Here is a 26,914-nt window from a genome sequence, read left to right as displayed (position 1 = left end):
GACGCTTACTTTTGCGCTGCTGCAGCCAGTTCGGCGACGTATGCGTCGATGACGGTCTTGAGCCGATCGGCAAGCGCCTCTTGGTGGGACGCATCCACGCCTTTGAGTTGCAGATCCAGACGCCCGTCCGGATACGTCTTCAACTGACCGATCGCGCGCGATTCGAGCGCGAAATCGTGGCGAACGCTGTAGCGCGTGCGCCCCGTCTTCTTGTTGCCGTCGCTCTGCGCACGCAGGAAGTTCTCGAGATCGCGCACCGACTTCTTGCGGTCGATCACGGCCGTGAGCAGACGGTCGGCGGCAGGTTCGCCCAGACGCTCGAAAATCAGCTTCAGGAAATACGCTGCCTGCAGGCCGACCACGTCGTTCGCGCTGGCCATCCGCTCGAGTAGCGTGTTCGGCAGTGCGTTCAGCGACAACGTCTTGCTGATCGATGCCTTGTCCTTGCCGATCTTTTCCGCGAGCGTGTTCTGGTCGGGGAAGACCTTTTCGTCGAGAAGACGCTTCCACGCGACCGCATCGTCGAAGATCGTCTGGCGTTCATGGTCGTGGTTGGCGCGATACGCGATCGTATAGAGCTGCTCGGGCGTGTGATCCGTGCGGAACGTCGCGTTGATCGTTTCGTCGCCGTTGATGCTCGTCGCGCGCAGCCGGCGTTGTCCGTCGATCACGACGAGCTTGCCGGGGAATTGCGGGAGCCGTGTGACCTTGATCGGTTCGATCTGCCCTTCCCGCTTCAACGTCAGTGCGAGCTCGTGCAGGCTCGATTCCGAATAGAAGACGCGCGGGTTGAACGGGTTCGGGATGCAGTCCTTGACCGCGACCCTTTGCGGCGCGCCGAGATCGGGGGTATCCGCGGGTGCCGGTGCGCTCGGGGCGGCGGTTGTCGTGGTTTCGACAGCGATATCCAGTGCCGGCGGCACTGGCTCGGGCAGCCTCGTCTCCAGCGCCGCGTTTTCCTGCGCGAGCCCGCGCAGCAGGCCGGCGGCGAGATGCAGGTTGCCCGTCGGCTTCTTTTCTTTCGATGTGTCTTTAGCCATGAGCGGCTCCGGTAGCGCGCGTCGATGCGATGTATTGGGCCATTTCCGTGACGAGCCTTTCGATCTCTGCGCGGGCTTCCTTCAACCCCTTCAGGTACCGGTTGTGATGATGGATCGTGGTGCCGAGCGCGAACGTCTGGCGATAGACCTCGCGTTGCGCAATCTGGCTGTCTAGCAGATGCTCCCCTATTTCTTCAGCTCTTAGAATTTTTAAAATTTCTTCACGCATTTTAGTTTTTCCATTGACGCTATTGAGCATCAATGCAGAAGAAAGATTTGGGTTACGAACGGTGCGCATCGACTCGATCATGCGGATCATCGCGACGGTGCTGTACAGATCGGCCGGCGATGGGGACAGCGGCACGAGGCAGAAATCGGCGACTTCGAGCACGGATGCGATGCGGGGATCCTCAAGGTTGCCCGGACAGTCGACGACGATGACGTCGAAGTTTGCATCCTGCTTCTTGATTTCGCCGCCGATGCCGCGGCCGGCGGGTGCCAGTGACAGTACCGTCATCGGAAGTGTGTTTTCTCCGCTCGTGACCCATCTGACCGACGTGCCCTGAGGATCGGCATCGATCAATGCGACCTTGTTGCCGCCGGCCTCGAAGGCCGCCGCGATATTGACGGAGATGGTGGTCTTTCCAGTCCCACCTTTTTGATTGCTAACGGCGATCTTGAAAGCCATTAAAGTCCTCCACGGAGTTTTGCGTAATATATGTAGTTGTTATCGAAATGTCCAGAAAAAGTGTTCGATGACGGTATGAATTTGTAGATCGAGATGATTGTCACGTGACAAGTGGACCGAATGGCTATCTATCTTGTGGTTCTGAATTTACGAAAAACAGATGCTCATTTTCCGAACTACCAACGAGAGATTTCAGTTAAATAGGATTCACTTGGATTCGCATCAAAAAAAATCTCAAGTTTCGATTTCTGTGAGTGAGCTGAGTGTCGTCTCGGGAACGTTGTTGCGATCACATGATCGTTCGACAGTGGGGGATACGGTCTTGTGCAGTTGTCACGTGACAAGTTGGGGATCTCGGGGCATTGATGCGCGTGAGCTGGCGGCATCCCGATCAGGGTTGTGATTTTAAGCTCTCGAATTCGTTCCTCATTCGGGATATTGGCCGCAGACCAGATGCTAAGAATGCGGCCATGAGAGATTGTCACGTGACAACCGGCACGGGAGACTATTCGCAAGGTGGGTAGCAGCCAATTTAGACACATTCGTTATGGCGGCCGTGGAACTGGTAATTGGTCTCCGGCCCGCTAATCGATCGACGTGATCACCTGAAATTTGAGTTGAGCTGTCGTGAGAGATGGGGATCCGAGTTGTCACGTGACAACGCCACTAGCTGAATTGGCCGAATAATATACGCCAGAACGGCAGAGCCGACTCATAAGCCGCGATGGCTGGCGCGTTGCGAGAGCGGCGGGGCTCCGGATCCTGACGATTGGAATTGGTCATCAAGGCCCATCGATCAGTGTTAGCGAGCGCGGCCGCTAGAAGCCTTGAAGGGTGGTGTTGTAGATTCCCCGGTCATTGATATGGCCCCATTTATATCCGCTATGCACCTGATTGCTTCACTATTGTCCCGGGCAGGGGAGGGGGGTGTTCGTCGCACTGACGTTATTGAGCGGTACGATGATCGCGAAGGTTCGTCGTGAGACGGCTCCGGGTACCCGTACTGCATTCAATCTGGGTACGACCAGAGCGAGCGGCAACGCCGCAGTGCACGTTCGTGAAACATTTCCGAAAAATGGGGTATCTCCGTAAACCCTTGTCAGGCAACGAGTTGTGGCACTTTCTTCATGTTGTTTCACGAAAGACGAGCCAGGTTTGCGGTGTAAATGGGGGGCGTATGAAGTTGGTGCGAGAAATTGACTACTGGCGAAGGTGATTTAGATGGAAATGTGTTGTTTGAAATGTGTTTTGTAGTATTTGATACGTATTTGTGTGGCCGCTCACGAAACTGTCTGTTTGGTTGGGTGCCTGTGACATGCCTGGAGTGAATCCACGACGAGGCAATAAAGACTCGTTCATATGGAGTTGTCACGTGACAACGCCGTTCTTCACCGAAGTAGGATTTTGAAATTACTGACTTTGGTGCGATCGAAGTGCCTTGATTTGATGTTGGATCGACGAGATGCGGCCGCAACAGATTTTCTATGACCGCGCCGATTTTCGAAGGGGAGGGAGATCGGACCGATGGTTTTGAAGCGCTTGGTCGGCGGCGGCTGTAGGCGAGCGTGGTGCGGGGGGCCGCATTGACCGCCCGATTCGCACGACGATATTCGCCCGGTAGGCTGAAATTCCGGTGGGTGGCTGAAGCGCTTTTCCGTCGGGCCTATTGCGTTGACGACGCGCCCGCTACTTTGCGTCATTCCGTGACGGAGTGCACGTCTCCGCCGCGCTTCTCAAGAACGCAAAGCGCGGCGCCGGCGACCCTACTTTGTCACCTGCGTTGTGCACAGCTGCCAGCGACGCGATCTCGTCGCTGGCCTCTCGGCAAGTTCATCAACCGTCCTCCACCATTGCTCGCCGCGATGCGGCTCGTTCAAATCGAGCCGCTCGCCGATCCTTGGTGTCGACAGCCCGACGCCTCGCACCATGGCCAATGCGGTGACCCGCTCGAACGGTTCCTGCCACCGGTGCATCGCGAGATCGAACGTGCCGTTGTGAATCGGCATCAGCGTGCGGCCGCGTAGATCGATGTGTGCCTGCACGGTCTCTTCCGGCTGCATGTGTACGTACGGCCATTGCGCGTCGTACGCGCCGGTTTCGATCAGCGTCACATCGAACGGCCCCAGTCGTTCGCCAATGGCCCGGAAGCCATCGAAGTACCCGGTGTCGCCGCTGAAGAACACACGCAAATCATCGTCGACGATGACCCACGACGCCCACAGCGTGCTGTTGCCGTCGAACAGGCTACGCCCGGAGAAGTGCTGCGCCGGTGTCGCGGTCAGCGTCAACCCGCCGACGTCGATGTCTTGCCACCAGTCGAGCTGGCGTACCTTTTTCGCGTCGATACCCCAGTCGATCAGGCGATCGCCGACACCCAGCGTCGTGATGAACACGTCGGTGGTAGCCGCGAGCGCAAGCACCGTGTCACGGTCGAGGTGATCGTAGTGATCGTGCGACAGGATCACGCCGCGCAATGGAGGAAGATCCTCGAGTGCAATCGGAGGAGCATGAAAGCGCTTGGGGCCGAGGTGCCGGAATGGCGATGCGCGCTCGGCAAACACTGGGTCGGTCAACCAGAACTCGCCACGCAGCTTCAGCAGCAGAGTTGAGTGCCCAAGCCGGTACAGGCTCCGGTCGGGAGCTGCGTCGAGTTGTTCCCGAGTCAGTGAATCAATAGGCAGAGCGCCGGTCGGCGTGGTGTTGCGCGGTTTGTTGACCAGCATGTTCCATGCGATCCCGAGCGTCTTGCGGAAACCTTCGGTTGGCCGCGGTGCGACGTTGCTGAAGCGCTCGCCGGTGTGTTGGGGCGACCCGTTGGATAACGCGCGGCCGCGTCTGGCGGCAGCGAAACCCAGAGCACGATGAAGGAAAACGAGAGGCGAAGCCATGTCGATTCGTCCGGAAAGAAAAGTACACCGGGTAGTGTAGTTTATCCCTGGGAAAAGTAAACTCAGCGGTGTAAAATTTCCGTATGGATACGAGTACTTCTCCTCCGCGCCTGACCGATCGAAAGCGCGCGGCGATCATCGACGCTGCGATCGAGGAATTCCTCGCCGCGGGTTACGACGCAACCAGCATGGATCGCATCGCCGCGCGCGCGGACGTGTCGAAACGCACCGTCTACAACCACTTCCCGAGCAAGGAAACCCTGTTCGCCGCGATTCTCCATCAGCTATGGGATGTGACCCGGACGGCCAGCCCACCCGCCTACTGTCCGGACGTCCCGCTGCGCGAGCAACTGCTCGCCCTGCTGGGTCGCAAATTGCGCTTGCTGAACGACGAAGCGTTTCTTGCGCTCGCGCGCGTCGCGATCGGCGCGGCCATTCATTCTCCGGAGCGCGCGCGCGACATGGTCGAACGCCTCGGCGAACGTGAAGAAGACCTGACGGTCTGGATTCGCGCGGCAGCGGCGGCCGGCCGTCTGTCGGCCACGGATCCCGCATTTGCGGCTCATCAACTGCAAGGCATCGTGAAAGCTTTCGCGTTCTGGCCGCAAGTGACGATGGGCCAGCCGCCACTTGGCATGCAGGAGCAGCAGAAGCTTGCCGAATCCGCGGCCGACATGTTTCTTGCGTACTACGCGCGCCAGGGCGCCGACGCTGCGTGACTGACCGTGCGTCGCCGACTCAATGCGTGCTTCACCCGCAGCATCGAAGAAGCGGTGAACAGCAACTGACGAATGCGGACCGGGCCGGGCATGTCGACGTAACCTGTCCCGATCCAGACCGGCGTATATGCAGCTGAACGCGAGTGAACCCACATGAAGACGCTGTTGATCGTCTACCACACGATGACTGGCGGTACGCAACAGATGGCCGAAGCGGCAGCGAGCGCCGCGCGCGAGCAATCCGGCGTGGAAGTGAAGTTGCAGCGTGCGGATGCGACGAGCGCGGGCGATGTGCTGGCCGCCGACGCTTACCTGTTCGCGACACCGGAAAATCTGGCTGCGATGTCCGGTTTGATGAAGGATTTCTTCGATCGCTGCTACTACGCCGCGCTCGATCGTGTGAATGGCCGCCCGTATGCGGCGATGATTTGCGCGGGCAGCGACGGACAGAACGCACTGCGCCAGATCGACCGGATCGCAACCGGATGGCGGCTCAGGAATGTGGCGCCGGGCCTGATCGTCTGCACCCATGCGCAAACGCCCGAGCGCATCCTCTCCCCCAAGACGATCGGCAGCGAGGATCTCGCGCGCTGCGCCGAAATTGGCGCGGGTCTCGCCGCAGGGCTGGCGCTCGGCGTATTCTGATCGACAGCGATCGAACCTGCCGAAGTGTCGTGAATGCTGTCGTCTGCGAGCGCCGACCCTTCCGACATCGCCGACGCGTAAATCCCGCAGCGACACCCATCCCGTACCGTACTGCAGTGCGCACGACCGACGCGTCAGTCCCCTTTGACCGACACCGACGGCTGATGATATTCAGGCCACAGGTTTTTCACGAGGTCGCGCGACGCGCCATACGCATAGCAACTGTCGATCTTCGGCGGTTTTCCTTCGCTGTTGCGGTCATTGAGTGGGGACGTCCGTACACCGACCATCGTTTGATAGGCCGTCGTGGCGACCGGACCGAGAATTTCCTTCAGATGCGTGCAGGTGTCGCAAGACGGCAGACGCTTGCGGATCTCGCTGTTCCAGCCGGCGCCGATACGCAATCCGACGAGCGCCTGCAGCGAGTCGCCGCCACCCGGGCATTGCGCGTACGGATGCGACCTGATGAACGTGGATACCGCGCGCACGATCATGTCGACGTCGAAAACCAGCGTGACGCCGAGATCGTGAATCGGGGCCAGCGCCACGACGGTGCGCGTGCCGCCCGGTGGCGTGAAGTCGCGCGTCTTGCGGTCGGCGAGACAGGCCGTTACTTCGAACAGGCCGTCGCTGCGCCGATAGCCACGCATGTCGATCTGCCGATGGTGAATTTCTTCGCGGGTAATGCCGTCGTGGGGAATGTCGTGTCGGGAATCCATGTATTCGCTCCGTTTCATGCGATCGGGGCCTCTTTGCATTCGATAGCGAAGTCGTCTGCTGGCGGCGCCAGTGTGAAATCCTCCGTGACAGGCCGCGGCCGACGTCGATCCGGCCATACTACGCATTTTCCTGCGCGGTTGTACGATCGCGGATCGATGCGGACGCAACTAATAAGATGCCGGTAGCGATCGGTGTGCAAACCGGTGCGTTGCATTCATCGCACCCTGAAATCCGGTCTTTCCGGATAGCGCAGATCCGTAGCCGCGAACGTCTTCGCTCCCTGTACCGACGCTCGCATTCCGTAGTGTGGAATAACGCATGCGTGGCGCGGCCCGAATATCGAAGCCCGGGCGCACTGAAAACCGTAACGCGTGTGTCGATCGCGCATGAAAACGCCGCCATAATGCGCACCACGACCGTGTGGACACCTTGTCCGCTGCCGGAATCCGTCGAATGCGAACCGGTGAGTCAACCGACTGCCGCGCGTACCGGTATACTTCCACTCCTGCCTTCTCCGGCATCGTGGCCGGGTGCCTGAAACAGCGGTGGGTGCGATGCGGCTGCAGTGTATGTTCCGCGTCGGCGGCAGACGGGCTGCAGGCAATGCGGCGAAACGCCGATGTGCGGAATGGCCGCACGAACCACACCTTATATTCCTGGTGGATTGAATTTATGGGTTTTGAACAACTTGCCGAATTGCGGGCGCAGCTCGCAGCAAAGGCCAAGCAGGAGCGCAACGCGAAGCGTCCGGCTACGCAGACGGACATCGGCGCGAAGCCGAAGTCCGGCGACCGGCCGGCTCGTAGGGCCAAATCGGGTGCCGGTACCGGTGCCAAAGCGGCATCCGGCGCGAAGCCCTCTTCGGCGAAACCGTCGACGCCGGTCGATCCGGTCATCGTCGCGATCGGCAAACTGCAGCGCCGGTTCCCGCGCGCATTCCCGAAGAATCCGGCCCCGAAAGTGCCGCTGAAGGTCGGCATCTGGGAAGACCTCGCCCGCGAGGCGCAGGCCGTCGGCCTGAGCGAAGCCGAACTGCGTGATGCGATGTCCACGTGGTGCCGCGGCAACCGCTACTGGTCGTGCCTCGTCGAAGACGCGGTGCGCGTCGATCTGCAGGGCACCGAAGCAGGGCGCGTGACGCGCGACGACGCAGCGCGTGCGCGCCGTCTGAAGTCGCGCCGTCCGGGCAAGGGTGCCGGGCAACCGGCGAAGGGTGCACCGCAGCAGCCGCAGGCCGAAGTACAGGCCGACGCCGCCGCGCCGCAACCGGCCAACATCGAAGTACCGGCCGACGCAGCACCGCAGGCCGAGCAGCAAACCACCGCGAGCGAGTAACGCGCGATGCGTCGCCGTGCGACTGCGCGGCGGCGACCTGCATGCCCTGCCATGCAGCGAATCACATGACGGATCGACCTGCCCTTATCCGGGCAGGTCGCCGCTGTCTCTGCGGGTAGCACTGCCCGTTCGCGTGTCATCACGCCTCCGCCACTGAATCTCCAAACGACTGCACGACGAAAGCTCGTCAATGGAGGTTGCTTGCGCGTGTGTTGCCCATATCGCGTGGACATTGAGACCTGATAGCGATTGTGGGCGCCATGAATGACGAATTCACGGACGCTTCACCCGAATGATTCGGTTTCCTAAAATAACGGGCCGTAGATTCCTTTGATCAATCGAGAAGGAGTTGCCGGATTCGCGCTTGTCCATGCATGTCGCGCACGAAACGCTACCGTCGTCGCAAAACCGACGAGACGAGATGAACCAGCACGTTGTTGCCGTCGTTCACCAGTCAGTTGGCGAGCCGCGAAGCAACCGCGATAATCTCGCGTGCCGATGCACATTGCCGGGAGTGCCCGGCACGACAGGAACGTGAAAGCCTGCATGGCTCACCCCGCGTTCCGCGAAATCGAAAGCATTCGGCAAGCCGGGCGCACCACGGCGTCACGCGAAGCCCGCCGATTCCCGACACGGACACAACGCCCGCATCATGAATCCGAGACACTCGGCGATTCTCGTCGCGCTCACCGCCGCCGCGCTGTTCGGCGCTGCGACGCCGCTCGCCAAGGCATTGATCGGCGCGATGTCGCCGTTCATGGTCGCCGGCCTGCTTTATCTCGGCAGCGGGATCGGCCTGGGCATCGGAATCCTGCTGCGCGGACTGCACTGTCGCCGCATGCCGGCCGAGGACGCCGCGCCGCTGCAACGGACCGATCTGCCGTGGCTGGCAGGCGCGATCGCGGCCGGCGGCGTGGCGGGCCCGGCGCTGTTGATGCTCGGGCTGTCGAGTACGCCGGCCGCGACGAGTGCGCTGTTGCTCAATCTCGAAGGCGTACTGACGGCTGTCATCGCGTGGGTCGTGTTTCGCGAGAACGTGGACTTTCAGGTGTTTCTCGGCATGGTGGCGATCGTCGCGGGCGGCACGCTGCTGTCGTGGGTGCCGGGGCGTGCGAACGTGCCGGTCGGCGCACTCTTGATCGCCGGCGCATGCCTGTGCTGGGCGGTCGACAACAACCTGACCCGCAAGGTTGCCGCGAACGACGCGATGATCATCGCGTGCGCGAAAGGCCTGATCGCCGGGCCCGTGAACATCGGTATCGCGCTCGCGACTGGCGCGGCGCTGCCCGCTGTCCCGGCCACGGCTGCCGCGATGCTGACCGGTCTCGGCGGCTACGGGATCAGCCTCGTGTTGTTCGTCGTCGCGCTGCGTCATCTGGGCAGCGCGCGAACCGGCGCGTATTTTTCCGTCGCGCCGCTGTTCGGCGTCGTGCTGTCTCTGCTGATCTGGCCGGCGCTGCCGTCGGCCACGTTCTGGATCGCGACCGCGTTGATGGCGCTCGGCATCTGGCTGCATGTGCGCGAACGGCACGAACACGTGCATGCGCACGAACGGCTCGAGCACACACATCGGCATCGGCACGACGAACATCATCAACACGCGCACGATTTTCCGCACGACGGCGACGAACCGCACACGCATCCGCATGTGCATCTGCCGATCACCCACAGTCACGCGCATTTCCCGGACATTCATCACCGCCATCGACACTGATCGTGCTGCAAACGGGGAACGGTGGCCGGCCGCGCGCGGCATGCACGCCAAGGTAACCGTTTATGGGGGCATCGAACCTTGTATGCCGCGCTGGTGATCGGCGCGGCTTCAGCCAAATCAGCGAACTGTCCGGGTCGATCGGCGCGCCGGCGGTACTACGCCGTGCTTCGCGTTTCGGCCGATGCGTGCGCGGCCAGCTGGTTGCTTGCGCCGGAATGCTGGCGGCGAGCACGTCGTCGAAAAACGCGCCGACGTCGGCGAGCCGCAAGCAGCAACTGAATCCGCTCGTGGAAGGATCGAGACCGGGTGCGGGAAGAACTCCGGCAGCAGCCCGTCACGCCTCAGGATCATCCAGCCGGCGTCGCGCCAGGTTTCGGCGAAACCTGGCTTCGCGTAGAACAGCGGCGTCGTTTCGACATTGTGCGACGGCAGGTTCGGGCTTGCGAGGTCGACCGGGACGGTTTCTCCGGGGGGCGCTGCGATCGGATGCATCGACGGGAAAGAAGCGGACGCGCGTACGCATGATCGGTACGAACGATACGTACGGACAAGCCGCGCAGGCCGCCCGCGTGACTATTTTTCGCGAGGAAAACAGAACCCGAAATCCTCGCAGCCCGGACATCCGGGGGCCGGCCCCGGCGGCAGGCCAAGCGATACGGCCACCTCCTGTGCGAGGAATTTCTTCCAGCGCAGATTCGCGACGTTGCGTGCGGCGAGCGCGGGAAAATAGCGGTCGAGCATCGCGGATACCGCGCCGCGTCCGTCCAGGCCGAGATCGCGCCACAGGTGGTCGGGGCGCAGGCACGCATGCGCGATGATCGCTGCGACGCAGTCGGCATCGTCGTGCGCGACGGCAGGATGCGCGTCGTGCATCAGCAGCGTGTGCAGCGTCGCGACGAATTGCGCACGCGAGGGCGGCAGCGGCGCGATGGTGTCGATCGACACGAGTGTCGACGCATCGGCTGGAGGCAGGTGCGGAAACTGGCGGGCAAGCAGGCCGCTCAACTGAGCGGGAGACAGGCCGAGCAGCGCGAGCTCGCTGCGGCACGCGCGTGCCGAAACGAGTGCGCCAAACAGATGCGCGTCCGGGGAGTCGGCGTCGGCCGCCCCGGCGAGCAGCGACCGCAATGCGCGTTCACGCGCGTGATCGAGTGCGGACGTCATCGTGCGCGCCCGCACGTTCGACGAGCACGGTAGCTCCCGTGAAGACGCGACGAAAGACGCAGCGTCATTGCAACCGGGTCGGACGCTTACTCGACGCCGACGATCACGCTCGACGCCTTGAAGATCGCGGACGCGGCCTTGCCGCTCGCGAGCCCGAGACGATCGACGCTGTCGTTGGTGACGATCGCGACGATTTCCGCGCCGCCTGCGGCCTTGATCACGACTTCCGAATTGATCGCGCCTTTCGCGACCGACGACACGGTGCCCGCGACGCAGTTGCGGGCCGATACCTTGCTGCTGTCGACGTCGACCATCACGATGACCGACGACGCCTTTACGAGCGCGAACGCCTTCGTGCCGGCGGCGAGACCCAGCGATGCGGCGCTGCCGTGTGTGATCACGGCGACGATGTCGAGGCCCTCCTGGGTGCGCAGCGTGATTTCGTCGTTGACGGCACCGGGCTTGACGGCGCCGATCCGGCCGGCGAATTGATTGCGGGCGCTGGTTCGCATGATGACTCTCCGGGGAAACGGGCCGCCCGGCGGGCGGCGAGCGAATGACGGAAACTGCGGACGAGTGTACCGGCAACGGCTGCGAAGCGCGACGTCGGCATCGACATACCGGACATGCGAGATCGCGAACGGTCGTGCGGGACGGTGGCCAGCGCCCGCATGCCGTGCTGTACTGCGAGACGGGTAGTCAGTGCCCTGCGTGCACGGCCGGCGATCGGGCTGCCGGCTCGCGTGGAGGGCAGACGCGGTCAGGCGCCGTGCGGGACGATCACTTGGCGCTGGCGGCTGCGGCGACCGGCGCATCGGCCGCCGGCGTCTGCGGCGCGACAGAGGTCGCCGCCTCGCCTTCCCACCCGCCGCCGAGCGCGAGGAACAGCCGTACCTGGTCCGCGGCGACCTGCCCTTCGGCCGCGGCGACCTGCGCGTGCACGCTGGTCAGCGTGCGCGTCGCATCGAGATCGGAAATGAACGATTCGCGGCCAGCCGTATAGAGCCGGTGCGTTTCGTCGGCGGAACTGCGCGCCGATTCGTAAGCCGTGCGCAGTGCGTCGGTACGCTGCACGTCGGCCGCGTAAGTCGCGAGGCTCGACTGCGTTTCGCGCAGTGCGTTCAGCACGACGCCGTCGAAGTGCGCGAGCGCACCGCCCGTCGCGGCTTCGGCTTCCTGCACGCGGGCACGCTGGCCGTTGACCGGGAACGACCAGCTGATCAGGGGGCCGAACGACCAGCGGTTGGTGGTCGACGAGAAGAGATCGCCGGCGATACCGACCGAACCGGCCGACGCGCCGATGCTGATCGACGGGTATAGCGCGGCGGTCGCGACGCCGATGCGCGCGGTCGCGGCGGCGAGCTGACGCTCCGCTTCGCGGACATCGGGGCGGCGGCGCAGCAGTGCGGCGCCGTCGCCGATCGGAATCGGCTGGCGCAGCTTCGGCAACCGCTCGCATTCGCCGACCGCCTTCGGCAGATCGGCGGGCGAACGTGCGAGCAGCGCGGCGAGCTGGTATTGCGCGACCTTGCGGCGGCCCTCGAAGCGCGGGATGTCGGCCGACAGCGTGCGCACCTGCGTCACGCCGCGCGTCACGTCGGTCTGGTTGCCGCGCCCGGCGTCGCGCAGCCGCCGCGACAGCGTCACGCGCTGCTGCTGGAGCGCGAGCGACTGCTTCGCGATCGCGAGCTCGTCTCCGGCGGAGCACGATTCGACGTAGGCGCGCACGACATCGGCGACGACCGTGATGCGCGCCAGGTCGGCAGCCGCCTTGACGGCGTCGCTGTCCGCGCGCGCGGCCTCGACGCCGCGCCGCAGCTTGCCGAACAGGTCGAGTTCGTACGACACGCTGATGCCGACCGTGCCTTCGTTCACGACCGGCAGCTTGTTCTCGAGCAGATATTGCTCGGCCGATTCCTGCGCGCGCTGCACGGCTGCTTCCGCGCTACCGGAGAAGCCGCCCTGCTGGTTCGCGACTTCCAGCGCCGCACGCGAGCGCGCGAGGTTGGCCGCGGCGACGCGCAGGTCGGTGTTCGATTTCAATGCGCTGCGCACGAGATCGTCGAGGATGGGATCGTCGTACAGCTGCCACCAGTTGCCGGGCACCGCGTCGCGCGACACGAGCGTGCCGTTCGCGTCGTCGAGCGCATGGTTCGCGAGCGGCGCGTTCACGTACGCCTGCTGCGGCAGCGTGTAGTCGGGGCCGACGGATTTGCACGCGCCGAGTGCGAGCGTGAGCGGCGCGAGCGCCGCCGCGAGGCGCAGGCCGTGTCGCTTCATTGCGAGGCCCCCGCTGCGCTTGCGGGCGCGGGCGACGACGCCGCTACAGCGGTCGAAGCGCCGGCGGCCGGCTTCGCGTTGTCGTCGCGGCGCGTATCGGTGCGTATCGCGACGGTCGCGGTGCGGCCGGCAATCATCCGGAAGTCGTCGGGCACTTCGTCGAGCGCGACGCGCACCGGCACGCGCTGCGCGAGCCGCACCCAGCTGAATGCGGGGTTTACGTTCGGCAGCAGGTTCGCGCCCTGTGTGCGGTCGCGATCCTCGATCGCGGCGACGATGCTCTGCACGTGGCCGCGCAGCGGACGCGGTTCGCCCATCACGACGATGTCGACGGGCTGGCCGATATGGATGCCGCGCAGCTTGGTTTCCTCGAAGTAGCCATCGACGCGGAACGAATTGCGGTCGACGACCGACAGCACCGCGCGGCCGGCCGGCACGTATTCGCCGACGCGCGGCGCGCGGTCGTTCAGGTAGCCGTCGACGGGGCTCACGATCGTCGTGCGCTGCAGGTTCAGCTTCGCGGTGTCGAGCGATACCTGCGCATCGGCGACGGCGGCTTCGCCCTGCTCGACACGCGTGCGGCTTTCCTCGACCTGCTCGCTTGCCACGAGGTTGCCGAGCTGCAGGTTGCGCGCATATTCGCGTTTGGCCTGCGCGAGCGTCGCGGTGCGTTGCGCGAGCGTCGCCTCGGCGAGCCGCTCCGCGAGCGTGTAGCGCGCCTGGTCGATCACGAACAGCACCTGGCCGCGCCGGACTTCCTGGTTGTCCACGACCTGCACGGCGGTGATGAGCCCGGACACGTCGGGCGCGACCTGGATCATGTCGGCGCGCACATGCCCGTCGCGCGTCCACGGCGAGAACATGTAGTAGTTGATGATTCGCCACAGCACGAGGGCAGCCACGACGACGACGATCAGGGTGAGCAGGATCTGCCCTGCCGAGAGCCAGGTTTTTTTCACGATTAGGTAGCCACGAGATGGTGAGACACGATCACGACCGCAGCAAACACGAAGACGTAGATGCCGAGGTCGAAGATCGAACGGTGCCAGACGAGGCGGTAAAAGCCGACGCGTTCGAACACTGCGCGCACGACGATGCTGATCAGATAGGCGATCAGCATCAGCACGAGCGGAGCCGGCACGAATACGCCGAAGATGTCGATTTCGCCGATCATGGTCGCGGTCGGAAAGACAGGTTGGAAAGCGGGATCATGCGCGTGCTCCGTCCGGCGATGCGTGCGGAGGTTGCGCAGACGCGGCTGGATACAGCGACAGGCGCAGGCCGACGAGCGCGTGCAACGTGTCGCGCAGCCAGCGATGCGTTGCCGGCGAGGTCGGTGCGGCCGGAGGCGGCGTCGAGCCGTCGTCCGGCGTTGCGGCGCCCGGCAGGTTGCGGCCGGCCACGCGCTGCAGCGCGTCGTCGATCGACGCGAGCAGCGCCGGCGGTGCGGGCTGGCGCGCGTTCGCGGCCGCACAGCGCGTGTAGTGATCGGTCACGCCGGCCAGCACGCGGTCGATTGCATCGGGCACGTCGCCCGACAGCTTGCGGCGCGTGCGGCGCAGGTCGAGTGCGTTCAGCGCGATGCGCAGGTCGCGGAAGCTCTCGATCGACGGGTGGCGGTGATCGTCGGAGGCGCCCAGGCGCGGCAGCAGTTGCGTGACGCGATCGAGCATCCGCGACGCGTGGTTGCGCTGGTCGTCGAGCGGCTGCGTCGACGCGGAACGCGCGACGTCTTCCCAGCCCGAGCGCAGCAGGCGCCGCACTGCGAGTTCCGCGCCGAACGGGCGCGTCGCGCGCGTCCAGACGTAGGCGAACAACAGCCCGGCGACGCCCGCGAGGTTGCTGTTCAGGAACACGAAGAAATCGGCTTCGTACGCACTCTGGATGCTGATGAAGGTGGCCGTGTTCACCGCGACGAGCATCGTCACCATGTTGAACTGCGGGCGTGGCAGCAGCGTGCCGATCAGGATGAACGGCCCCGCGAACATCAGCACGAGCATCGGGAAGTCGTGCACGTGCGGCAGCACGGCGAACAGGTACAGGCCGGCGAACACGACGCTCGCGGCGGTCGCGAGGAAGAACTTGAACACCAGCGGCGCAGGCTCGTCGAGCGCGGCGAAGAAACTGCAGGCGACGGCCACGAGCGTGACGGCGCCCGCGCCGTCGTGCCAGCCGGACTGGATCCACAGCCAGCAGGCGAACACGATCGCGCCGACCACGGTCAGCGTCGAGAACAGCATCATCCCGCGATCGAAGAAGCGCTCGGTGCCGCCGAGCCGCCAGTGCCGGTAGCGCGGCTGCCAGACGCCCGACTCGTTCGCGATCAGCGCGCGCAGCGAGCGGCAGTCCTGCCAGATGTCGACGACCTGGTGCAGCCGCCACAGCGCGTTCGACAGCAGCGCGCCGTCCCAACTCGTCAGTGCTGTGTCGGGCGGCTGCAGCGACGCGATGCGCGCGCGCAGGTTGTCCGCGACCGGATCGTTGGCCATCTCGCCGTCGGTGCCGGCGGTGCCGGCCGGCAGCGGCGCGTCGAACCACTTCGCGGCGTCGGCGAGCAGCGCGTCGAGCGCGGCGGGGCGCACGTGCAGGTCGCGCATCAGCGCGATCAGCGGATCGGCGAGCGACGACATCAGCGGCAGGAACAGCTGCATCCGGCCTGCGAGCGCCTGCGCGCGGGCCAGCACGCGCGGGTGTGCGTGGTCGTAGCTGAGCTGGCTCAGCAGGAACTCGAGGCCGGTGATGGTTGCGGCGAGGCGTTGCCGGCACGCGGACAGCGCCTTGCCGGCGAGATGCCCAGACAGCGTCTCGCGGCCGTAGAACGCGGCGTCCCGGAACCACGCGTCGGTGCGCTCGATCAGCGTCGGCGCGAGCCGGTTCGGGAACACGGCGCTGCCGACCACGCTCGCGCACACGATGCCGAGCACGATTTCCTCGGTCCGCGCGATGGCGACGTCGAAGATCGTCGACGGATCGGTCACGGTCGGCAGGGCGACGAGCGGCATCGTATAGCCGGCGAGCATGAACACGTAGCTGCGCGCGGTGCGGTCGGAGATCGCGAGGTAGAGCAGCGTGCCGCACCACGTCGCGACGATGATGCTGAACAGGAGCGGCGTCTCGACGAACGGCGGCACGAACAGGATCGCGGCGGCCGCGCCGAGTGCGGTGCCAAGCGCGCGATACAGCGCCTTCGAGCGCGTCGCGCCGACGAACGGGTTCGACACGATATAGACGCTCGCCATCGCCCAGTACGGGCGCGGCAGCTGGAAATACAGGCCGAGGTACAGCGCCAGCATCGACGCGGCGAACGTCTTGCCCGAGAACAGCCAGTCGCGAAGGCTCGGATAGGTCATGACGCGGATTCGGCGGTGTGGGGCGGGCGCGACGCCGGATGGTGCGCATCGGCCGCGTTGAATGCGTTGAGCACGCGCAGCGTCGCTTCGAGATCGGCGCGCGTAATGCCCTTGAGCACCTGGGCGCGCAGCACGCGCAGGTCTTCTTCCATCCGGGTGGTGACCGCGCGGCCGGCGGCGGTGAGCGAGATCGTTTTCGCACGGCGATCGTGCGGATCCTCGTCGCGGCGCGCGAGACCGGCTGCGCACAGCTGGTCGAGCAGGCGCACGAGCGACGGCCCCTCGATGCCGACGTGTTCGGCGAGCGTGCCCTGGCGCACGCTTTCGCCAAGGCGGGCGGCGATCAGCAGTGGCGTCGCGCAGGCCTCGGACACGTTGTAGGCGGTCAGCACGTCGTCGCTCGTGCGGCGCCACTTGCGGGCAGTGAGCACGAGCAGGCTGCTGACGGCGAGGCGGAGGTCGTGCAGATTGGTCATGGGCGAGATGATAGGGGCAAAATTATTCGATAGCAAACTATCGTTTTATTGTCACCCGGATGTCATGCGGTACGCCGGGCTGCCGACCTGCAACGAGCAATTTAGGCGGGGTACCGGGGATGGTCAAGCTGTAAGGTTGTGGCCGTGCGGCGGACCCCGATGTCGCGGCAATCCGGTGGATGGGGCAGACCGCCGTGCCTTGTCCGGCAGGGCGATGGTCCGGCGAACGCTGGAACGCACGGACGTCGGGATATGGAAGCCGGACGTAATCCAGGCAGGTCGCGCATGGAGTATGCCGAATGTGCCGCGTCAAGCCGCTCGCGCCGTCCCGCTCATGCCGGCGCTTGCATCGGGACGCGGCGGAAACGGAAGCCCGCGACGGCATGTATCGCATGAGGAATCCTCGCCATCAGCATGCGCCCGGGCGGGCGCCGACGAGGATCACGGTAATCCCGCCAATGGGCGGCCCCGATGCCACGGGACTGTGTGGGGATCGGGATTTTCCCGTGCCGGGGCCAGCGATTCGACGACGTGGCGGTTGCCCGGAAGCGAACGTCATGCATGCAAGTCGGCGGAGGGCAGCAGCGCGGCGAAGCGGTCCGCGAGCGTCGGCCGCGATCGTGCGGGCCAGATCGCGCTCAGCTCGAAGTTCGGCAGCGCGCCGCCGTCGCGCACGGGGCTGTACGCGACGCCGTCGAACGCGAACGCGTGGATCGAGCGCGGCAGCAGCGATACGCCGCAGCCGGCGGCCACGCATGCGACCACGGTCAGCGTGCGATTCACGTCGAGCACGATGTCCACCGGATGGCCGGCCTGACGGAACGCGCTCAGAATGCCCGCGCGGATCAGCGGCAGTTGATCGTGAGGAAACCATACGAGTCCGGCCGCGGCGAGATCGGCTAGCGTCACGGTGCCGTCGGGCTGGCGCGGAAAATCCTTCGGCAACACGGCGACGAGCGGGTCGTGCCGGATCAGCTTCTCGCGCATCCGGCCGTCGACTGCGACCGGCGTATGCAGCAGCCCGATGTCGATCTCGCCGCGCTCGAGCGCGATCGCCTGCTCGGCATTGCTCATCTCGCGCATCACGAGTTCGACGTCGGGCGCGTTTTCACGCAGCGCACGGATCGCGCGCGGCAGCGTGTCGAACAGCGCGGCGCTGACGAAGCCGATCGTCAGCCGCCCGGCGCGCTGCGCGCCGATCTCGCCGGCCCGGTGTGCGGCCGCGTCGAGCTGCGCGACGCTCAGGCGCAGATCGTCGACCATCGCGAGCCCGGCGGGCGTCAGGGTCGCACCGCGCCGGGACCGGTCGAACAGCCGGACCCCCAGTTCCTTCTCCATACGGTTCAGCGCCTGGCTGAGGGCCGGTTGCGCGATGCCGAGCTCGCTGGCCGCGCGCGTGAAGCTGCCGGAATCCGCGATCGCGAGGAAGTAGCGGACGTGCCTGATTTCCATAAGCTGACGTTATGAATAATTATTCGAAACATGGTAGCGAATTATCCCAATGATTCATAGGATGCACATCGAGACGCGTCGCCGATGACGGCGGCGACCCCGGCGGCGCAATGACGCGGCGCAACGGCTGCGACACGAGGAGACCTTCGTTGAACTGGACGCGCGAACTATCGACGACCGAACGGCGCGCGTTGCGCGGCTGCTTCGCGGGCTGGGCGCTCGACGGCCTCGACACCCAGATGTTCAGCCTCGTGATTCCGGCGCTGCTGGCGACCTGGAGCATCGGCAAGGGGCAGGCCGGCCTGATCGGCGGCGCGACGCTCGTGGCGGGGGCGCTCGGCGGCCTGCTGGCCGGCGCGATCGCCGACCGCTACGGCCGCGTGCGCGCGTTGCAGATCACCGTCTGCTGGTTCTCCGCATTCACGTTCCTGAGCGCGTTCGCGCAGAACTTCGAACAGTTGCTGGTGCTGAAGGCGTTGCAGGGGCTCGGATTCGGCGGCGAATGGACTGCGGGCGCGGTGCTGCTCGCGGAGACGGTAGGCGCGCGCCATCGCGGCAAGGCGATGGGGATCGTGCAGAGCGCGTGGGGCTTCGGCTGGGGCGCGGCGGTGCTGCTGTACATGATCGTGTTCGCGTGGCTGCCGCAGGAGTGGGCATGGCGCGTGCTCTTCGCGATCGGCGCGCTGCCCGCGCTACTGGTGCTGTATATCCGCCGCGCGATTCCGGAGCCGCCGCGTGCGGCACCGGCGCTGGCGCCGGCGAGCGCGAGCGCCGACGATATGCCGACGGTCGGCATTTTCGACCGGACCGTCCTGCGTGCGACAGTGGTCGGCGGTCTGATCGGCGTCGGCGCGCACGGCGGCTATCACGCGATTACGGTCTGGTTGCCGACCTACCTGAAGACCGAGCGGCACCTGTCGGTGCTCGGCACGGGCGCGTATCTCGCGGTCGTGATCGTCGCGTTCATCTGCGGCTGCTTCGCCAGCGCGTATCTGCAGGACCGGATCGGGCGGCGCCGCAACGTGATGCTGTTCGCCGCGTGTTGCGCGGTGACGGTGAACCTGTACGTGTTCCTGCCGCTGAACGACATCGCGATGCTGCTGCTCGGCTTTCCGCTCGGCCTGTTCTCGGCCGGCATTCCGGCGACGCTCGGTACGCTGTTCAACGAGCTGTATCCGCGGAACGTGCGCGGGCGAGGCGTCGGCTTTTGCTACAACTTCGGCCGCATCGTATCGGCCGGTTTTCCGGTGCTGGTCGGACGCATGGGCGAATCGCTGCCGCTCGGCACGGCGCTCGGCATCGATGCGGGCATCGCGTACGGGCTGGTCGTGATCGCGGTGTGGTTTCTGCCGGAAACGCGCGGGCGCCGGCCGGTCGACACGGCGACGAGCAGCGACGTCGATGCCGAGCGCCGCTCGCGCGCCGGGGCGTCGCTGTAGCGGCCGCCGCGCTTTCACACCGTTTCTTCACGCTGCGTGGCTGCGTCGCCTGGCGACACCGCTTCGTCGCGCCGCTTCATCACTCAATCGCGCCGGCCGCACCGGTCGAGCGCTTCTTGCAGACTCATCATGGATCGAGCCGTCAAGCACTTCGCCGAACAGGTCAGGACCGCCCCGACGATCGACGCGTGGTATGCAGCCGGCCCCGCCGTGGCCGCCGTCGATGCGCATGCGCACGTGTTCGCACGCGGCCTGCCGCTGGCGCCGGTCGTGCGTCATGCGCCCGACTACGACGCGTCGCTCGACACCTACGTCGCGCATCTCGCCGCGCACGGTATCACGCACGCGGTGCTGGTGCAGCCAAGCTTTCTCGGCACCGACAACGCGTTCTTCGTCGACGTGCTGCGTCGCTACCCGCGCCGCTTTCGCGGCGTCGCGATGGTCGATCCGGCGATCTCCGACCGCGATCTCGACGCGCTCGACCGGGCGGGCGTGGTCGGCATGCGGCTGAACCTCGTCGGGCTGCCGATCCCGGATTTCGATGCGCGCGCGTGGCGGGCGCTGTTCGCCCGCATCAACGCGCTCGGCTGGCATGTCGAGATCCATCGCGGCATCGAGGATCTGCGCGCGATCGCCACGCCGCTGCTCGCGCAGTCGTGCACGCTGGTGATCGACCATTTCGGCCGTCCGTCGCCCGCACTCGGCGCGCGCGCGCCGAGCTTCCGCGAGCTGCTGTCGCTCGCGGATACCGGCCGCGTGTGGGTCAAGCTGTCGGCCGCGTATCGCAACAGCGTGAGCGGTGACGGCACGACCGACGCACTCGATGCCGCGCGTGCGCTGCGTACCGCGTTCACGGCCGAGCGGCTCGTGTGGGGCAGCGACTGGCCGCACACGCAACATCGCGAGCGCGTCGACTTCGATGCCGCTTACGCGGCGCTCGCGCGCTGGCTGCCCGATTGCGGCGAGCGCATGCGCGTGCTGCGCGACTCGCCACGCACCCTGTTTCGTTTCGACCAGTGAGGACCGCATGACCGATCACACCGCACTTCGTCGCGCCGCGTTCCGGCGCAGCATCGCCGCCCGCCAGGGGCTGCTCGTCGCCGGCACGTTCAATGCGCTGAGCGCGCGCATCGCATCCGATGTCGGGTTCGGCGCGCTGTACCTGAGCGGCGCGGGCGTCACCAACATGTCGCTCGGGCTGCCGGATCTCGGCTTCGTCGGGCTCGGCGAGCTGGCCGAGCACACGGCGCGCGTGCGCGACGCGGTCGACCTGCCGCTGATGGTCGATGCCGACACGGGCTTCGGCAATGCGCTGAACGTGCTGCATACGGTACGCACGCTCGAGCGCAGCGGCGCGGATGCGATCCAGCTCGAGGACCAGGTGCTGCCGAAGAAGTGCGGCCACTTCGCGGGCAAGGAAGTGATCCCCGCCGCGGAAATGGTCGGCAAGCTGAAGGCGGCCGTGGACGCGCGCGTCGATCCGAACCTGCTGATCGTCGCGCGCACCGATGCGGCCGCCGTGCACGGCATCGACGACGCGATCGAGCGCGCGTACCGCTATGCCGCGGCCGGCGCCGACGTGCTGTTCATCGAGGCGATGGAGGCGCCGGAGGACGTCGAGCGGCTGCCCGCGCTGTTCGATACGCCGCAGCTCATCAACATCGTGATCGGCGGCAAGACGCCGACCCGTTCGCGCGACGCGCTTGCGCAGCTCGGCTACGGCGCGGCGCTGTATGCGAACGCGGCGCTGCAGGGCGCGGTGCACGGCATGCAGGCCGCGCTGACGACGCTGCGCGAGACGGGCCGGCTCGACGAGGATCCGGCGCTCGTCGCGCCGTTCGCCGAACGGCAGCGGCTCGTCGACAAGGCGCGCTTCGACGCGCTCGACGCGCGTTACGCGGCCGAGCAATCGTAAGCGGCGACGCGGCGAAGGGCCGCCGCCCGACGCCCGTTGTCACATCGCATCGCAGCACTCGATACACGATAAACAGGAGACGATCGTGACACCTTCCTCACCCGGGGCGGCCGGCGCGCCGCCGCGCATCGGCTCGATCGTCGGCGGACTGGCCGGCAACCTGATCGAGTGGTACGACTTCCTCGCGTACAGCATCTTCTCGATCTATTTCGCGCCGTCGTTCTTTCCCGCTGACCGGGCGACCGTGCAGCTGATGAACACGGCGGCGATCGCCGCGGTCGGTTATGTCGCGCGCCCGGCGGGCAGCTGGCTCGTCGGACTCTATGCGGACCGGCGCGGACGCAAGGCCGCGCTGACGAAATCCGTGCTCGCGATGTGCGCGGGCTCGATGCTGATCGCCGTCACGCCGGGCTACGCGACGATCGGCGTGCTCGCGCCGGCGTTGCTGGTTGCCGCGCGGCTGCTGCAGGGGCTCAGCATGGGCGGCGAATACGGCACCAGCGCGACCTACCTGAGCGAGATCGCGCCGCCGAACCGGCGCGGTTTCTATGTCGGCTTCCTGCAGGTGAGCGTGGTCGCCGGCCAGCTCGTCGCGCTCGGCCTGATGCTCGCGATGCAGCGGATCTTCGCGGGCACGCACGACATCGAGCGCTGGGGCTGGCGGATTCCGTTCTTCGTCGGCGGCGTGCTCGCGCTGTTCGCGCTCTACATGCGCCGCAACGTCGTCGAGAGCGATGCGTTCATCGCGAGCCGTGCGCGTGCGGCGAAGGCGCGCGTGTCGGCCGATCTCGCGGCCCACTGGCGCGAACTGCTGCTCGCGATCGGCATCACGATCGGCGGCACCGTCGCGTTCTATACGTACACCGTCTACATGCAGAAATACCTCGTCAATTCCGTCGGACTGCACAAGGAAACGGCGACCTGGATCTGCACGATCGCGCTGCTGCTCTACATGCCGCTGCAGCCGCTGTTCGGCCTCGTGTCGGATCGCGTCGGGCGCCGGCCCGTGCTGCTGTGGTTCGGGATCGGCGGCGCGCTGCTGCCGGTGCCGATCTTCACGGCGCTCGGCCACGTGCACGGGCCGCTCGCGGCGTTCGCGCTGGTGTTCGCGGGGCTCGTCGTGCTGAGCGGATTCACGTCGGTGCACATGCTCGTCAAGGCCGAACTGTTTCCGCCACAGATCCGGGCGCTGGCGGTCGGGCTGCCGTATGCGCTGACGACGGCGATCCTCGGCGGCACGACCGAATTCGTCGCGCTGCGATTGAAGGTGGGCGGCAACGAGTCGATGTTCTTCTGGTACGTCGCGGCCTGTGCGGCGATTTCGCTGATCGTGTACTGGCGGATGCCGGAGACGCATCCGGCGAAGCGCGAGCGCGTGACGGGGGAGGTCGCGCGTGCGATGTAGGCGGTCGCGCCGATCGGCATCGCGCGCGACCCCGAAGTGATGCGGCGGCGCCGGTTCGATCCGGCGCCGCCGTGAAGTGCCGCTTACCGCACGTGCGGCAGCAACGCGCGCAGCCAGTACGCGACCGCCACCGCGCCGCCATCCGGCGTGCCGATCGCACGCTCGCCGAGATAGCTCGCACGGCCCGCGCGCGGCGTCATCCCGGCCGTCTGCTGCGCGCCGTGTTCCGCGGCTTCGACGGCCGCCGTCCATGCGCTTGCGTGATCGCGGTCGTCGTCGAGTGCACGGCCGAACGCAGCGGCGGCCGGCACCAGCGCGTCGAGCATCGTGCGGTCGCCGGCGTGCGCGCCGCCCAGTTCGCTGATGGCATCCACCGCGTTGCGGAACGCCGCGGCCCAGTCGCGCGCGGACGGCTCGGCAACGTCGGCGGACTCGCCGAGACGCCGCGACGCACGCAGCAGCGCGGTGGCGTAGAACGGCCCCGAACTGCCCGCGATCGCGCGGCGCAACGCGGCGCCCAGCGCCGCGAGCGTACCGGCCGGCGTGCCGTAAGCGGCTTCCGGCAAGTCGAGGATCGCCTGCGCGGCGCGCCGCATGCTCGCCCCGAGATCGCCGTCGCCGGCGGCCGTATCGAGTTCGGTCAGCGTCGCTTCGTGGTCGATCAACGCCTGCGCGACCGTATGCAGCGCCGGTTGCAGCCGCGCCGCCCACGCGCGGCCGGCCGCATCGAGCGGCGGCAGCGGCTGCTCGTGCACGGCGGTCTCGGCCGTGCGAATCCGCGTGTTGACCGCGCCGCCGCCCGGCCACGCGCGTGCCTGCGTCGGCGCGTCGAGCAGCGCGGCCCGCTCTTCGTTCAACCGCAGCAACGAGATCGAGCACCCGGGCATGTTCAGCGCCGACAGGAACGTGCCGGCCCACGCACGCGCGACGGTGATGCCGCGCCGGCTCAGGTTGTCGTGCGCGGCGCGCAGCACAATCGCCAGTTCCATGTCGGGCGTCGCGCCGAGGCCGTTGACGAACAGGGCGACGCGTTCGTCGCGATCGAGCACGAGGTCGGCGACGATGCTCGACAGCAGCGTGTCGACGAGCGCGTCGGCGGGCTGCGGTGCGGTGCGTTCGACGCCTTTCTCGCCGTGGATGCCGAGGCCGAGCTCGATCTCGTGATCGGCGAGGCTGAAGCCCGCCTTGTCGGCGCCGGGGATCGTGCAGCCGTCGAGCGCGACGCCCATCGTGCCGAGGTCGGCCGCTGCGTCGCGCGCGATCGCCGCGACGCGGGCCAGCGACAGCCCGCGCGCGGCAGCCGCGCCGGCCAGCTTGTGGATCAGCACGGTGCCGGCGATCCCGCGTCGCTGCCCGCGCTCGACGCGGCCGCGCAGCGATACGTCGTCGGCGACGATCACCGTCTCGACCGGAATGCCCTCCGCGCGCGCGAGCTCGGCGGCCAGCCCGAAATTGAGGCGGTCGCCGGTGTAGTTCTTCACGACGAGCAGCGCGCCGTTCGGGCCGGCGCTCGCGCGGATCGCGGCCAGCACCGCGTCGGTCGACGGCGACGTGAAGACTTCGCCGCAGACGGCCGCGCTCAGCATGCCTTCGCCGACGTAGCCGCCGTGCGCGGGTTCGTGGCCGCTGCCGCCTCCGGACAGGATCGCGACGGGGCGCAGCGCTGGATCGGGCAGCGGCTGGCGGACGAGCACGTGCTCGTCGCCGAGGATCGCGAGATGCGGCGACTGCCGCGCGATGCCTTCCAGCATTTCTCGCACGACATCGGACGAGCGATTCACAAGCTTTTTCATGGCAGCGGTTTTCCTGACGGTGAGACGGCGGCACGGCCGCGCGACGTACTGTGAATGGCAGGCGGCGTGACCCGGGAACGGCACGCCGCACAGTCAGCGTTACGCAACATCCAGACATTCGTAGCACGAATGTAACTAAAACCGCGCCGCTCATGGGGGCGAAAAACGCCGCTCGAACGACGGGAAAGCACCCATGCGAACGCGTGGAGGCTTGCCTGGCGGGCGAGATGCCGGTTCGTGCGAGGCAATGGCATGGAAAGTGCGGATTGCTCCCCGGTCCTGTTCGGAACCTGCGGGCCTCGGGAACCCGGCGGCCGACCTGCTCGGACAGGTCGGCAGTGCACTGTGGACGGCGGGCTGGCGCGTTCGGTGGCGTGTTGTCGGCGCTCGGTTCGACACGATCCGGTTCGATGACCGATGCACTCGGCGGCACCGCCGGCGCGGCGAATCCGCTCGCCCGGTAACGTCGCTGCTCGGCGGGGTGTTGGGCGGCGTCGCGAAATAGCCGTGCACGGTGCGGCGAGCGTCGGGCGCTGCTCGCCGCCGGGCGTGCTTCGCACCACGCGTGATCGGCTCCTCCTTCTCGGTCGGCCTCAGGCGACAGCGAAAGCGGATTCCGGCGAGCCCGCGTCGCCGCTATAGGCATTGCGCCAGCGCGCGTGCCTGATTACTTGATTGCCGCGATCGCCTTCGCGCGAATCAACCGGGCCCGCAACACATTGCGGCTGATGCCGAGCAACCGGGCGGCCTGGATCTGGTTGCGGTGACTGAAGTCGAACGCGACGCGCATCACGGTGTCCTCGATTCGTTCGAACAGGTGCTCGTGTTCCTCGTCGAACAGCGCGCGCAGCGCCTGTTCGAGCGCTTCATCGGCCGGCACCCGGTTCGCCGGCGCCGTCACGCGCGTGGCCGCCACCGGTGCGCATGACGACGACAGGTTCAGGTCGGTTTCCTGCAGCGCGTCGTGGCGGCCCACCAGCAGCGCGTGATGAATCACGTTCTCCAGCTCGCGGATATTGCCGGGCCACGCATGCGCTTCGAGCCTGCGCGCCGCGCGCGGATCGATGCTGCGCGGCCCGTGGCCGAGGCGGCTGCGATAGTCGTCGACGAAGTGGCGTGCAAGCGGCAGGATGTCGGCCGGCCGTTCGCGCAAGGTCGGCACGTCGAGCTGCACGACGTTGAGCCGGTAGAACAGGTCGCCGCGAAACCGTCCGTCCGCCACGGCCTGCCGCAGATCGACATTGGTCGCGGCCACCACGCGCACGTCGACCGGCGTGCCGGTGCGCGAGCCGAGCCGCACGACTTCACGCTCCTGCAGCACGCGCAGCAGCTTCACCTGCATCGACAGCGGCAGATCGCCGATCTCGTCGAGAAACAACGTGCCGCCGTTCGCGGCCTCGAACCAGCCCGGCTTCGCGCAGAGCGCGCCCGTAAACGCCCCTTTTTCATGGCCGAACAGCTCGCTGTCGACGAGCGTATCGGACAGCGCGCCGCAGTTCACGGCGACGAAAGGGCCGTCGCCGCGGCGGCTGATGTCGTGAACGCGGCGCGCGATCAGCTCCTTGCCGGTACCGGTCTCGCCGGCGATCAGGACATTCGCGTCGCTCGGTGCGACGAGCCGGACGCGTTCGAGCAGCGCGAGCGAACGCGGATCGACGAACACGTGCGCGCGCATGCGGGCCGATGTCTGGCGCTCGGGCAACGCGAGCACGGGCGCGACGTGTTCGGCCGCGGTGCCGCGCGGCTGCGCGCGCCGCTCGTCCGGGGACGCAGCGACGACATGAAGGTTGACCGGACACGACGAGGCAATAAGGGATGTCATGGCGATGAAGGCATGGATCGGTCGAACGGATCGGGCGCGCGCCGACGGGCGCGCTTCGGTTGCTGCCTG

The 26,914-nt window shown here is 66.5% G+C and carries 22 protein-coding genes and 1 pseudogene; 8 read left to right on the top strand and 15 right to left on the bottom strand.

Going from position 1 to position 26,914, the window contains the following annotated elements; all coding sequences use genetic code 11:
- Positions 1-5 precede the first annotated feature (5 nt).
- The 3 genes from J7024_RS02555 to J7024_RS02545 form a co-directional block, all read right to left on the bottom strand.
- Positions 6-1,040: a ParB/RepB/Spo0J family partition protein gene (locus J7024_RS02555; RefSeq protein WP_124897779.1), complete on the bottom strand. Its 1,035-nt coding sequence runs from the start codon at positions 1,038-1,040 to the stop codon at positions 6-8.
- On the bottom strand, positions 1,033-1,728 hold the full coding sequence (locus tag J7024_RS02550; protein WP_105784933.1) for a ParA family protein: 696 nt from the start codon (positions 1,726-1,728) through the stop codon (positions 1,033-1,035). Before J7024_RS02550 ends, J7024_RS02555 begins: the two co-directional genes overlap by 8 nt.
- Positions 1,729-3,491: 1,763 nt before the next feature.
- A complete protein-coding gene (locus J7024_RS02545; RefSeq protein WP_175751558.1) occupies positions 3,492-4,616 on the bottom strand; it encodes an MBL fold metallo-hydrolase in 1,125 nt (374 codons plus the stop codon).
- An 83-nt stretch (positions 4,617-4,699) separates the two neighbouring features.
- On the opposite strand from J7024_RS02545, the gene J7024_RS02540 reads away from it, so the two are divergent.
- Both J7024_RS02540 and J7024_RS02535 read left to right on the top strand, forming a co-directional pair.
- Positions 4,700-5,335 (top strand): TetR/AcrR family transcriptional regulator, encoded by a 636-nt coding sequence (locus tag J7024_RS02540; RefSeq protein WP_124897462.1) that lies wholly within the window; start codon positions 4,700-4,702, stop codon positions 5,333-5,335.
- 153 nt (positions 5,336-5,488) lie between these two features.
- Positions 5,489-5,980, top strand: a complete 492-nt coding sequence (locus J7024_RS02535; protein ID WP_124897463.1) for a flavodoxin family protein — start codon at positions 5,489-5,491, stop codon at positions 5,978-5,980.
- 134 nt (positions 5,981-6,114) lie between these two features.
- Here the strand turns inward: J7024_RS02535 and J7024_RS02530 are convergent, their stop codons facing one another.
- On the bottom strand, positions 6,115-6,699 hold the full coding sequence (locus J7024_RS02530; RefSeq protein WP_124897545.1) for a DUF2889 domain-containing protein: 585 nt from the start codon (positions 6,697-6,699) through the stop codon (positions 6,115-6,117).
- Between the two features lie 673 nt (positions 6,700-7,372).
- On the opposite strand from J7024_RS02530, the gene J7024_RS02525 reads away from it, so the two are divergent.
- Both J7024_RS02525 and J7024_RS02520 read left to right on the top strand, forming a co-directional pair.
- The gene (locus J7024_RS02525; RefSeq protein ID WP_175751565.1) at positions 7,373-8,035 is read left to right on the top strand and encodes a ProQ/FinO family protein; all 663 of its coding nucleotides are present in this window, start codon (positions 7,373-7,375) and stop codon (positions 8,033-8,035) included.
- Between the two features lie 652 nt (positions 8,036-8,687).
- The gene (locus J7024_RS02520; RefSeq protein WP_124897464.1) at positions 8,688-9,749 is read left to right on the top strand and encodes a DMT family transporter; all 1,062 of its coding nucleotides are present in this window, start codon (positions 8,688-8,690) and stop codon (positions 9,747-9,749) included.
- A gap of 109 nt (positions 9,750-9,858) precedes the next feature.
- On the opposite strand, the pseudogene J7024_RS02515 reads toward J7024_RS02520, so the two are convergent.
- The 9 genes and pseudogenes from J7024_RS02515 to J7024_RS02475 form a co-directional block, all read right to left on the bottom strand.
- Positions 9,859-10,241: pseudogene (locus J7024_RS02515) on the bottom strand (bleomycin resistance protein); the annotation flags it as partial.
- Positions 10,242-10,322: 81 nt separating this feature from the next.
- The gene (locus J7024_RS02510) at positions 10,323-10,913 is read right to left on the bottom strand and encodes a nitrogen fixation protein NifQ (RefSeq protein ID WP_124897465.1); all 591 of its coding nucleotides are present in this window, start codon (positions 10,911-10,913) and stop codon (positions 10,323-10,325) included.
- Between the two features lie 86 nt (positions 10,914-10,999).
- Positions 11,000-11,425, bottom strand: a complete 426-nt coding sequence (locus J7024_RS02505; RefSeq protein WP_124897466.1) for a TOBE domain-containing protein — start codon at positions 11,423-11,425, stop codon at positions 11,000-11,002.
- Positions 11,426-11,693: 268 nt separating this feature from the next.
- Positions 11,694-13,193 carry an efflux transporter outer membrane subunit gene (locus tag J7024_RS02500; protein WP_234744774.1) on the bottom strand — a complete coding sequence of 500 codons (1,500 nt, stop codon included), beginning with the start codon at positions 13,191-13,193 and terminating at the stop codon, positions 11,694-11,696.
- A complete protein-coding gene (locus tag J7024_RS02495; protein ID WP_234744773.1) occupies positions 13,190-14,152 on the bottom strand; it encodes an efflux RND transporter periplasmic adaptor subunit in 963 nt (320 codons plus the stop codon). Before J7024_RS02495 ends, J7024_RS02500 begins: the two co-directional genes overlap by 4 nt.
- A 2-nt stretch (positions 14,153-14,154) precedes the next feature.
- Positions 14,155-14,367 carry a DUF1656 domain-containing protein gene (locus J7024_RS02490; protein WP_124897469.1) on the bottom strand — a complete coding sequence of 71 codons (213 nt, stop codon included), beginning with the start codon at positions 14,365-14,367 and terminating at the stop codon, positions 14,155-14,157.
- A 34-nt stretch (positions 14,368-14,401) separates the two neighbouring features.
- Positions 14,402-16,543 carry an FUSC family protein gene (locus J7024_RS02485; RefSeq protein WP_234744772.1) on the bottom strand — a complete coding sequence of 714 codons (2,142 nt, stop codon included), beginning with the start codon at positions 16,541-16,543 and terminating at the stop codon, positions 14,402-14,404.
- The gene (locus J7024_RS02480; RefSeq protein ID WP_234744771.1) at positions 16,540-17,019 is read right to left on the bottom strand and encodes a MarR family winged helix-turn-helix transcriptional regulator; all 480 of its coding nucleotides are present in this window, start codon (positions 17,017-17,019) and stop codon (positions 16,540-16,542) included. The genes J7024_RS02485 and J7024_RS02480 overlap by 4 nt, the downstream gene beginning before the upstream one ends.
- A 555-nt stretch (positions 17,020-17,574) precedes the next feature.
- Entirely contained in the window at positions 17,575-18,471 is an 897-nt protein-coding gene (locus J7024_RS02475) for a LysR family transcriptional regulator (protein WP_124897472.1), read from the bottom strand.
- A 110-nt stretch (positions 18,472-18,581) separates the two neighbouring features.
- Here J7024_RS02475 and J7024_RS02470 point away from each other — a divergent pair, with 110 nt between their 5' ends.
- The 4 genes from J7024_RS02470 to J7024_RS02455 all read left to right on the top strand — a co-directional run bounded on the left by J7024_RS02470 (position 18,582) and on the right by J7024_RS02455 (position 23,230).
- The gene (locus J7024_RS02470; protein WP_390679401.1) at positions 18,582-19,910 is read left to right on the top strand and encodes an MFS transporter; all 1,329 of its coding nucleotides are present in this window, start codon (positions 18,582-18,584) and stop codon (positions 19,908-19,910) included.
- 129 nt (positions 19,911-20,039) lie between these two features.
- On the top strand, positions 20,040-20,930 hold the full coding sequence (locus J7024_RS02465; protein ID WP_175751552.1) for an amidohydrolase family protein: 891 nt from the start codon (positions 20,040-20,042) through the stop codon (positions 20,928-20,930).
- Positions 20,931-20,937: 7 nt separating this feature from the next.
- Positions 20,938-21,825 (top strand): isocitrate lyase/PEP mutase family protein, encoded by an 888-nt coding sequence (locus J7024_RS02460; RefSeq protein ID WP_175751550.1) that lies wholly within the window; start codon positions 20,938-20,940, stop codon positions 21,823-21,825.
- Positions 21,826-21,910: 85 nt separating this feature from the next.
- Positions 21,911-23,230 carry an MFS transporter gene (locus J7024_RS02455; RefSeq protein WP_124897476.1) on the top strand — a complete coding sequence of 440 codons (1,320 nt, stop codon included), beginning with the start codon at positions 21,911-21,913 and terminating at the stop codon, positions 23,228-23,230.
- Between the two features lie 83 nt (positions 23,231-23,313).
- On the opposite strand, the gene J7024_RS02450 is transcribed toward J7024_RS02455, so the two are convergent.
- Together J7024_RS02450 and J7024_RS02445 are read right to left on the bottom strand one after the other, a co-directional pair.
- Positions 23,314-25,023, bottom strand: a complete 1,710-nt coding sequence (locus J7024_RS02450) for a dihydroxyacetone kinase family protein (RefSeq protein WP_124897477.1) — start codon at positions 25,021-25,023, stop codon at positions 23,314-23,316.
- A 667-nt stretch (positions 25,024-25,690) separates the two neighbouring features.
- A complete protein-coding gene (locus tag J7024_RS02445) occupies positions 25,691-26,845 on the bottom strand; it encodes a sigma-54 interaction domain-containing protein (protein WP_124897478.1) in 1,155 nt (384 codons plus the stop codon).
- Between the last annotated feature and the right edge of the window lie 69 nt (positions 26,846-26,914).

This window comes from Burkholderia sp. WTPI3, from assembly GCF_021483755.1.
Lineage (GTDB): Bacteria > Pseudomonadota > Gammaproteobacteria > Burkholderiales > Burkholderiaceae > Burkholderia.
This window is presented reverse-complemented; position numbering and strand designations above follow the sequence as displayed.

What these genes read in the sequence shown, in the direction of transcription:
- J7024_RS02530 (WP_124897545.1), bottom strand. Translation starts at nt 6,699, where the DNA reads ATGGATTCCCGACACGACATTCCCCACGACGGCATTACCCGCGAAGAA.
- J7024_RS02490 (WP_124897469.1), bottom strand. Translation starts at nt 14,367, where the DNA reads ATGATCGGCGAAATCGACATCTTCGGCGTATTCGTGCCGGCTCCGCTC.
- J7024_RS02480 (WP_234744771.1), bottom strand. Translation starts at nt 17,019, where the DNA reads ATGACCAATCTGCACGACCTCCGCCTCGCCGTCAGCAGCCTGCTCGTG.
- J7024_RS02520 (WP_124897464.1), top strand. Translation starts at nt 8,688, where the DNA reads ATGAATCCGAGACACTCGGCGATTCTCGTCGCGCTCACCGCCGCCGCG.
- J7024_RS02535 (WP_124897463.1), top strand. Translation starts at nt 5,489, where the DNA reads ATGAAGACGCTGTTGATCGTCTACCACACGATGACTGGCGGTACGCAA.
- J7024_RS02450 (WP_124897477.1), bottom strand. Translation starts at nt 25,023, where the DNA reads ATGAAAAAGCTTGTGAATCGCTCGTCCGATGTCGTGCGAGAAATGCTG.
- J7024_RS02485 (WP_234744772.1), bottom strand. Translation starts at nt 16,543, where the DNA reads ATGACCTATCCGAGCCTTCGCGACTGGCTGTTCTCGGGCAAGACGTTC.
- J7024_RS02510 (WP_124897465.1), bottom strand. Translation starts at nt 10,913, where the DNA reads ATGACGTCCGCACTCGATCACGCGCGTGAACGCGCATTGCGGTCGCTG.
- J7024_RS02465 (WP_175751552.1), top strand. Translation starts at nt 20,040, where the DNA reads ATGGATCGAGCCGTCAAGCACTTCGCCGAACAGGTCAGGACCGCCCCG.
- J7024_RS02460 (WP_175751550.1), top strand. Translation starts at nt 20,938, where the DNA reads ATGACCGATCACACCGCACTTCGTCGCGCCGCGTTCCGGCGCAGCATC.
- J7024_RS02555 (WP_124897779.1), bottom strand. Translation starts at nt 1,040, where the DNA reads ATGGCTAAAGACACATCGAAAGAAAAGAAGCCGACGGGCAACCTGCAT.
- J7024_RS02445 (WP_124897478.1), bottom strand. Translation starts at nt 26,845, where the DNA reads ATGACATCCCTTATTGCCTCGTCGTGTCCGGTCAACCTTCATGTCGTC.
- J7024_RS02505 (WP_124897466.1), bottom strand. Translation starts at nt 11,425, where the DNA reads ATGCGAACCAGCGCCCGCAATCAATTCGCCGGCCGGATCGGCGCCGTC.
- J7024_RS02550 (WP_105784933.1), bottom strand. Translation starts at nt 1,728, where the DNA reads ATGGCTTTCAAGATCGCCGTTAGCAATCAAAAAGGTGGGACTGGAAAG.
- J7024_RS02475 (WP_124897472.1), bottom strand. Translation starts at nt 18,471, where the DNA reads ATGGAAATCAGGCACGTCCGCTACTTCCTCGCGATCGCGGATTCCGGC.
- J7024_RS02525 (WP_175751565.1), top strand. Translation starts at nt 7,373, where the DNA reads ATGGGTTTTGAACAACTTGCCGAATTGCGGGCGCAGCTCGCAGCAAAG.
- J7024_RS02470 (WP_390679401.1), top strand. Translation starts at nt 18,582, where the DNA reads ATGACGCGGCGCAACGGCTGCGACACGAGGAGACCTTCGTTGAACTGG.
- J7024_RS02545 (WP_175751558.1), bottom strand. Translation starts at nt 4,616, where the DNA reads ATGGCTTCGCCTCTCGTTTTCCTTCATCGTGCTCTGGGTTTCGCTGCC.
- J7024_RS02500 (WP_234744774.1), bottom strand. Translation starts at nt 13,193, where the DNA reads ATGAAGCGACACGGCCTGCGCCTCGCGGCGGCGCTCGCGCCGCTCACG.
- J7024_RS02540 (WP_124897462.1), top strand. Translation starts at nt 4,700, where the DNA reads ATGGATACGAGTACTTCTCCTCCGCGCCTGACCGATCGAAAGCGCGCG.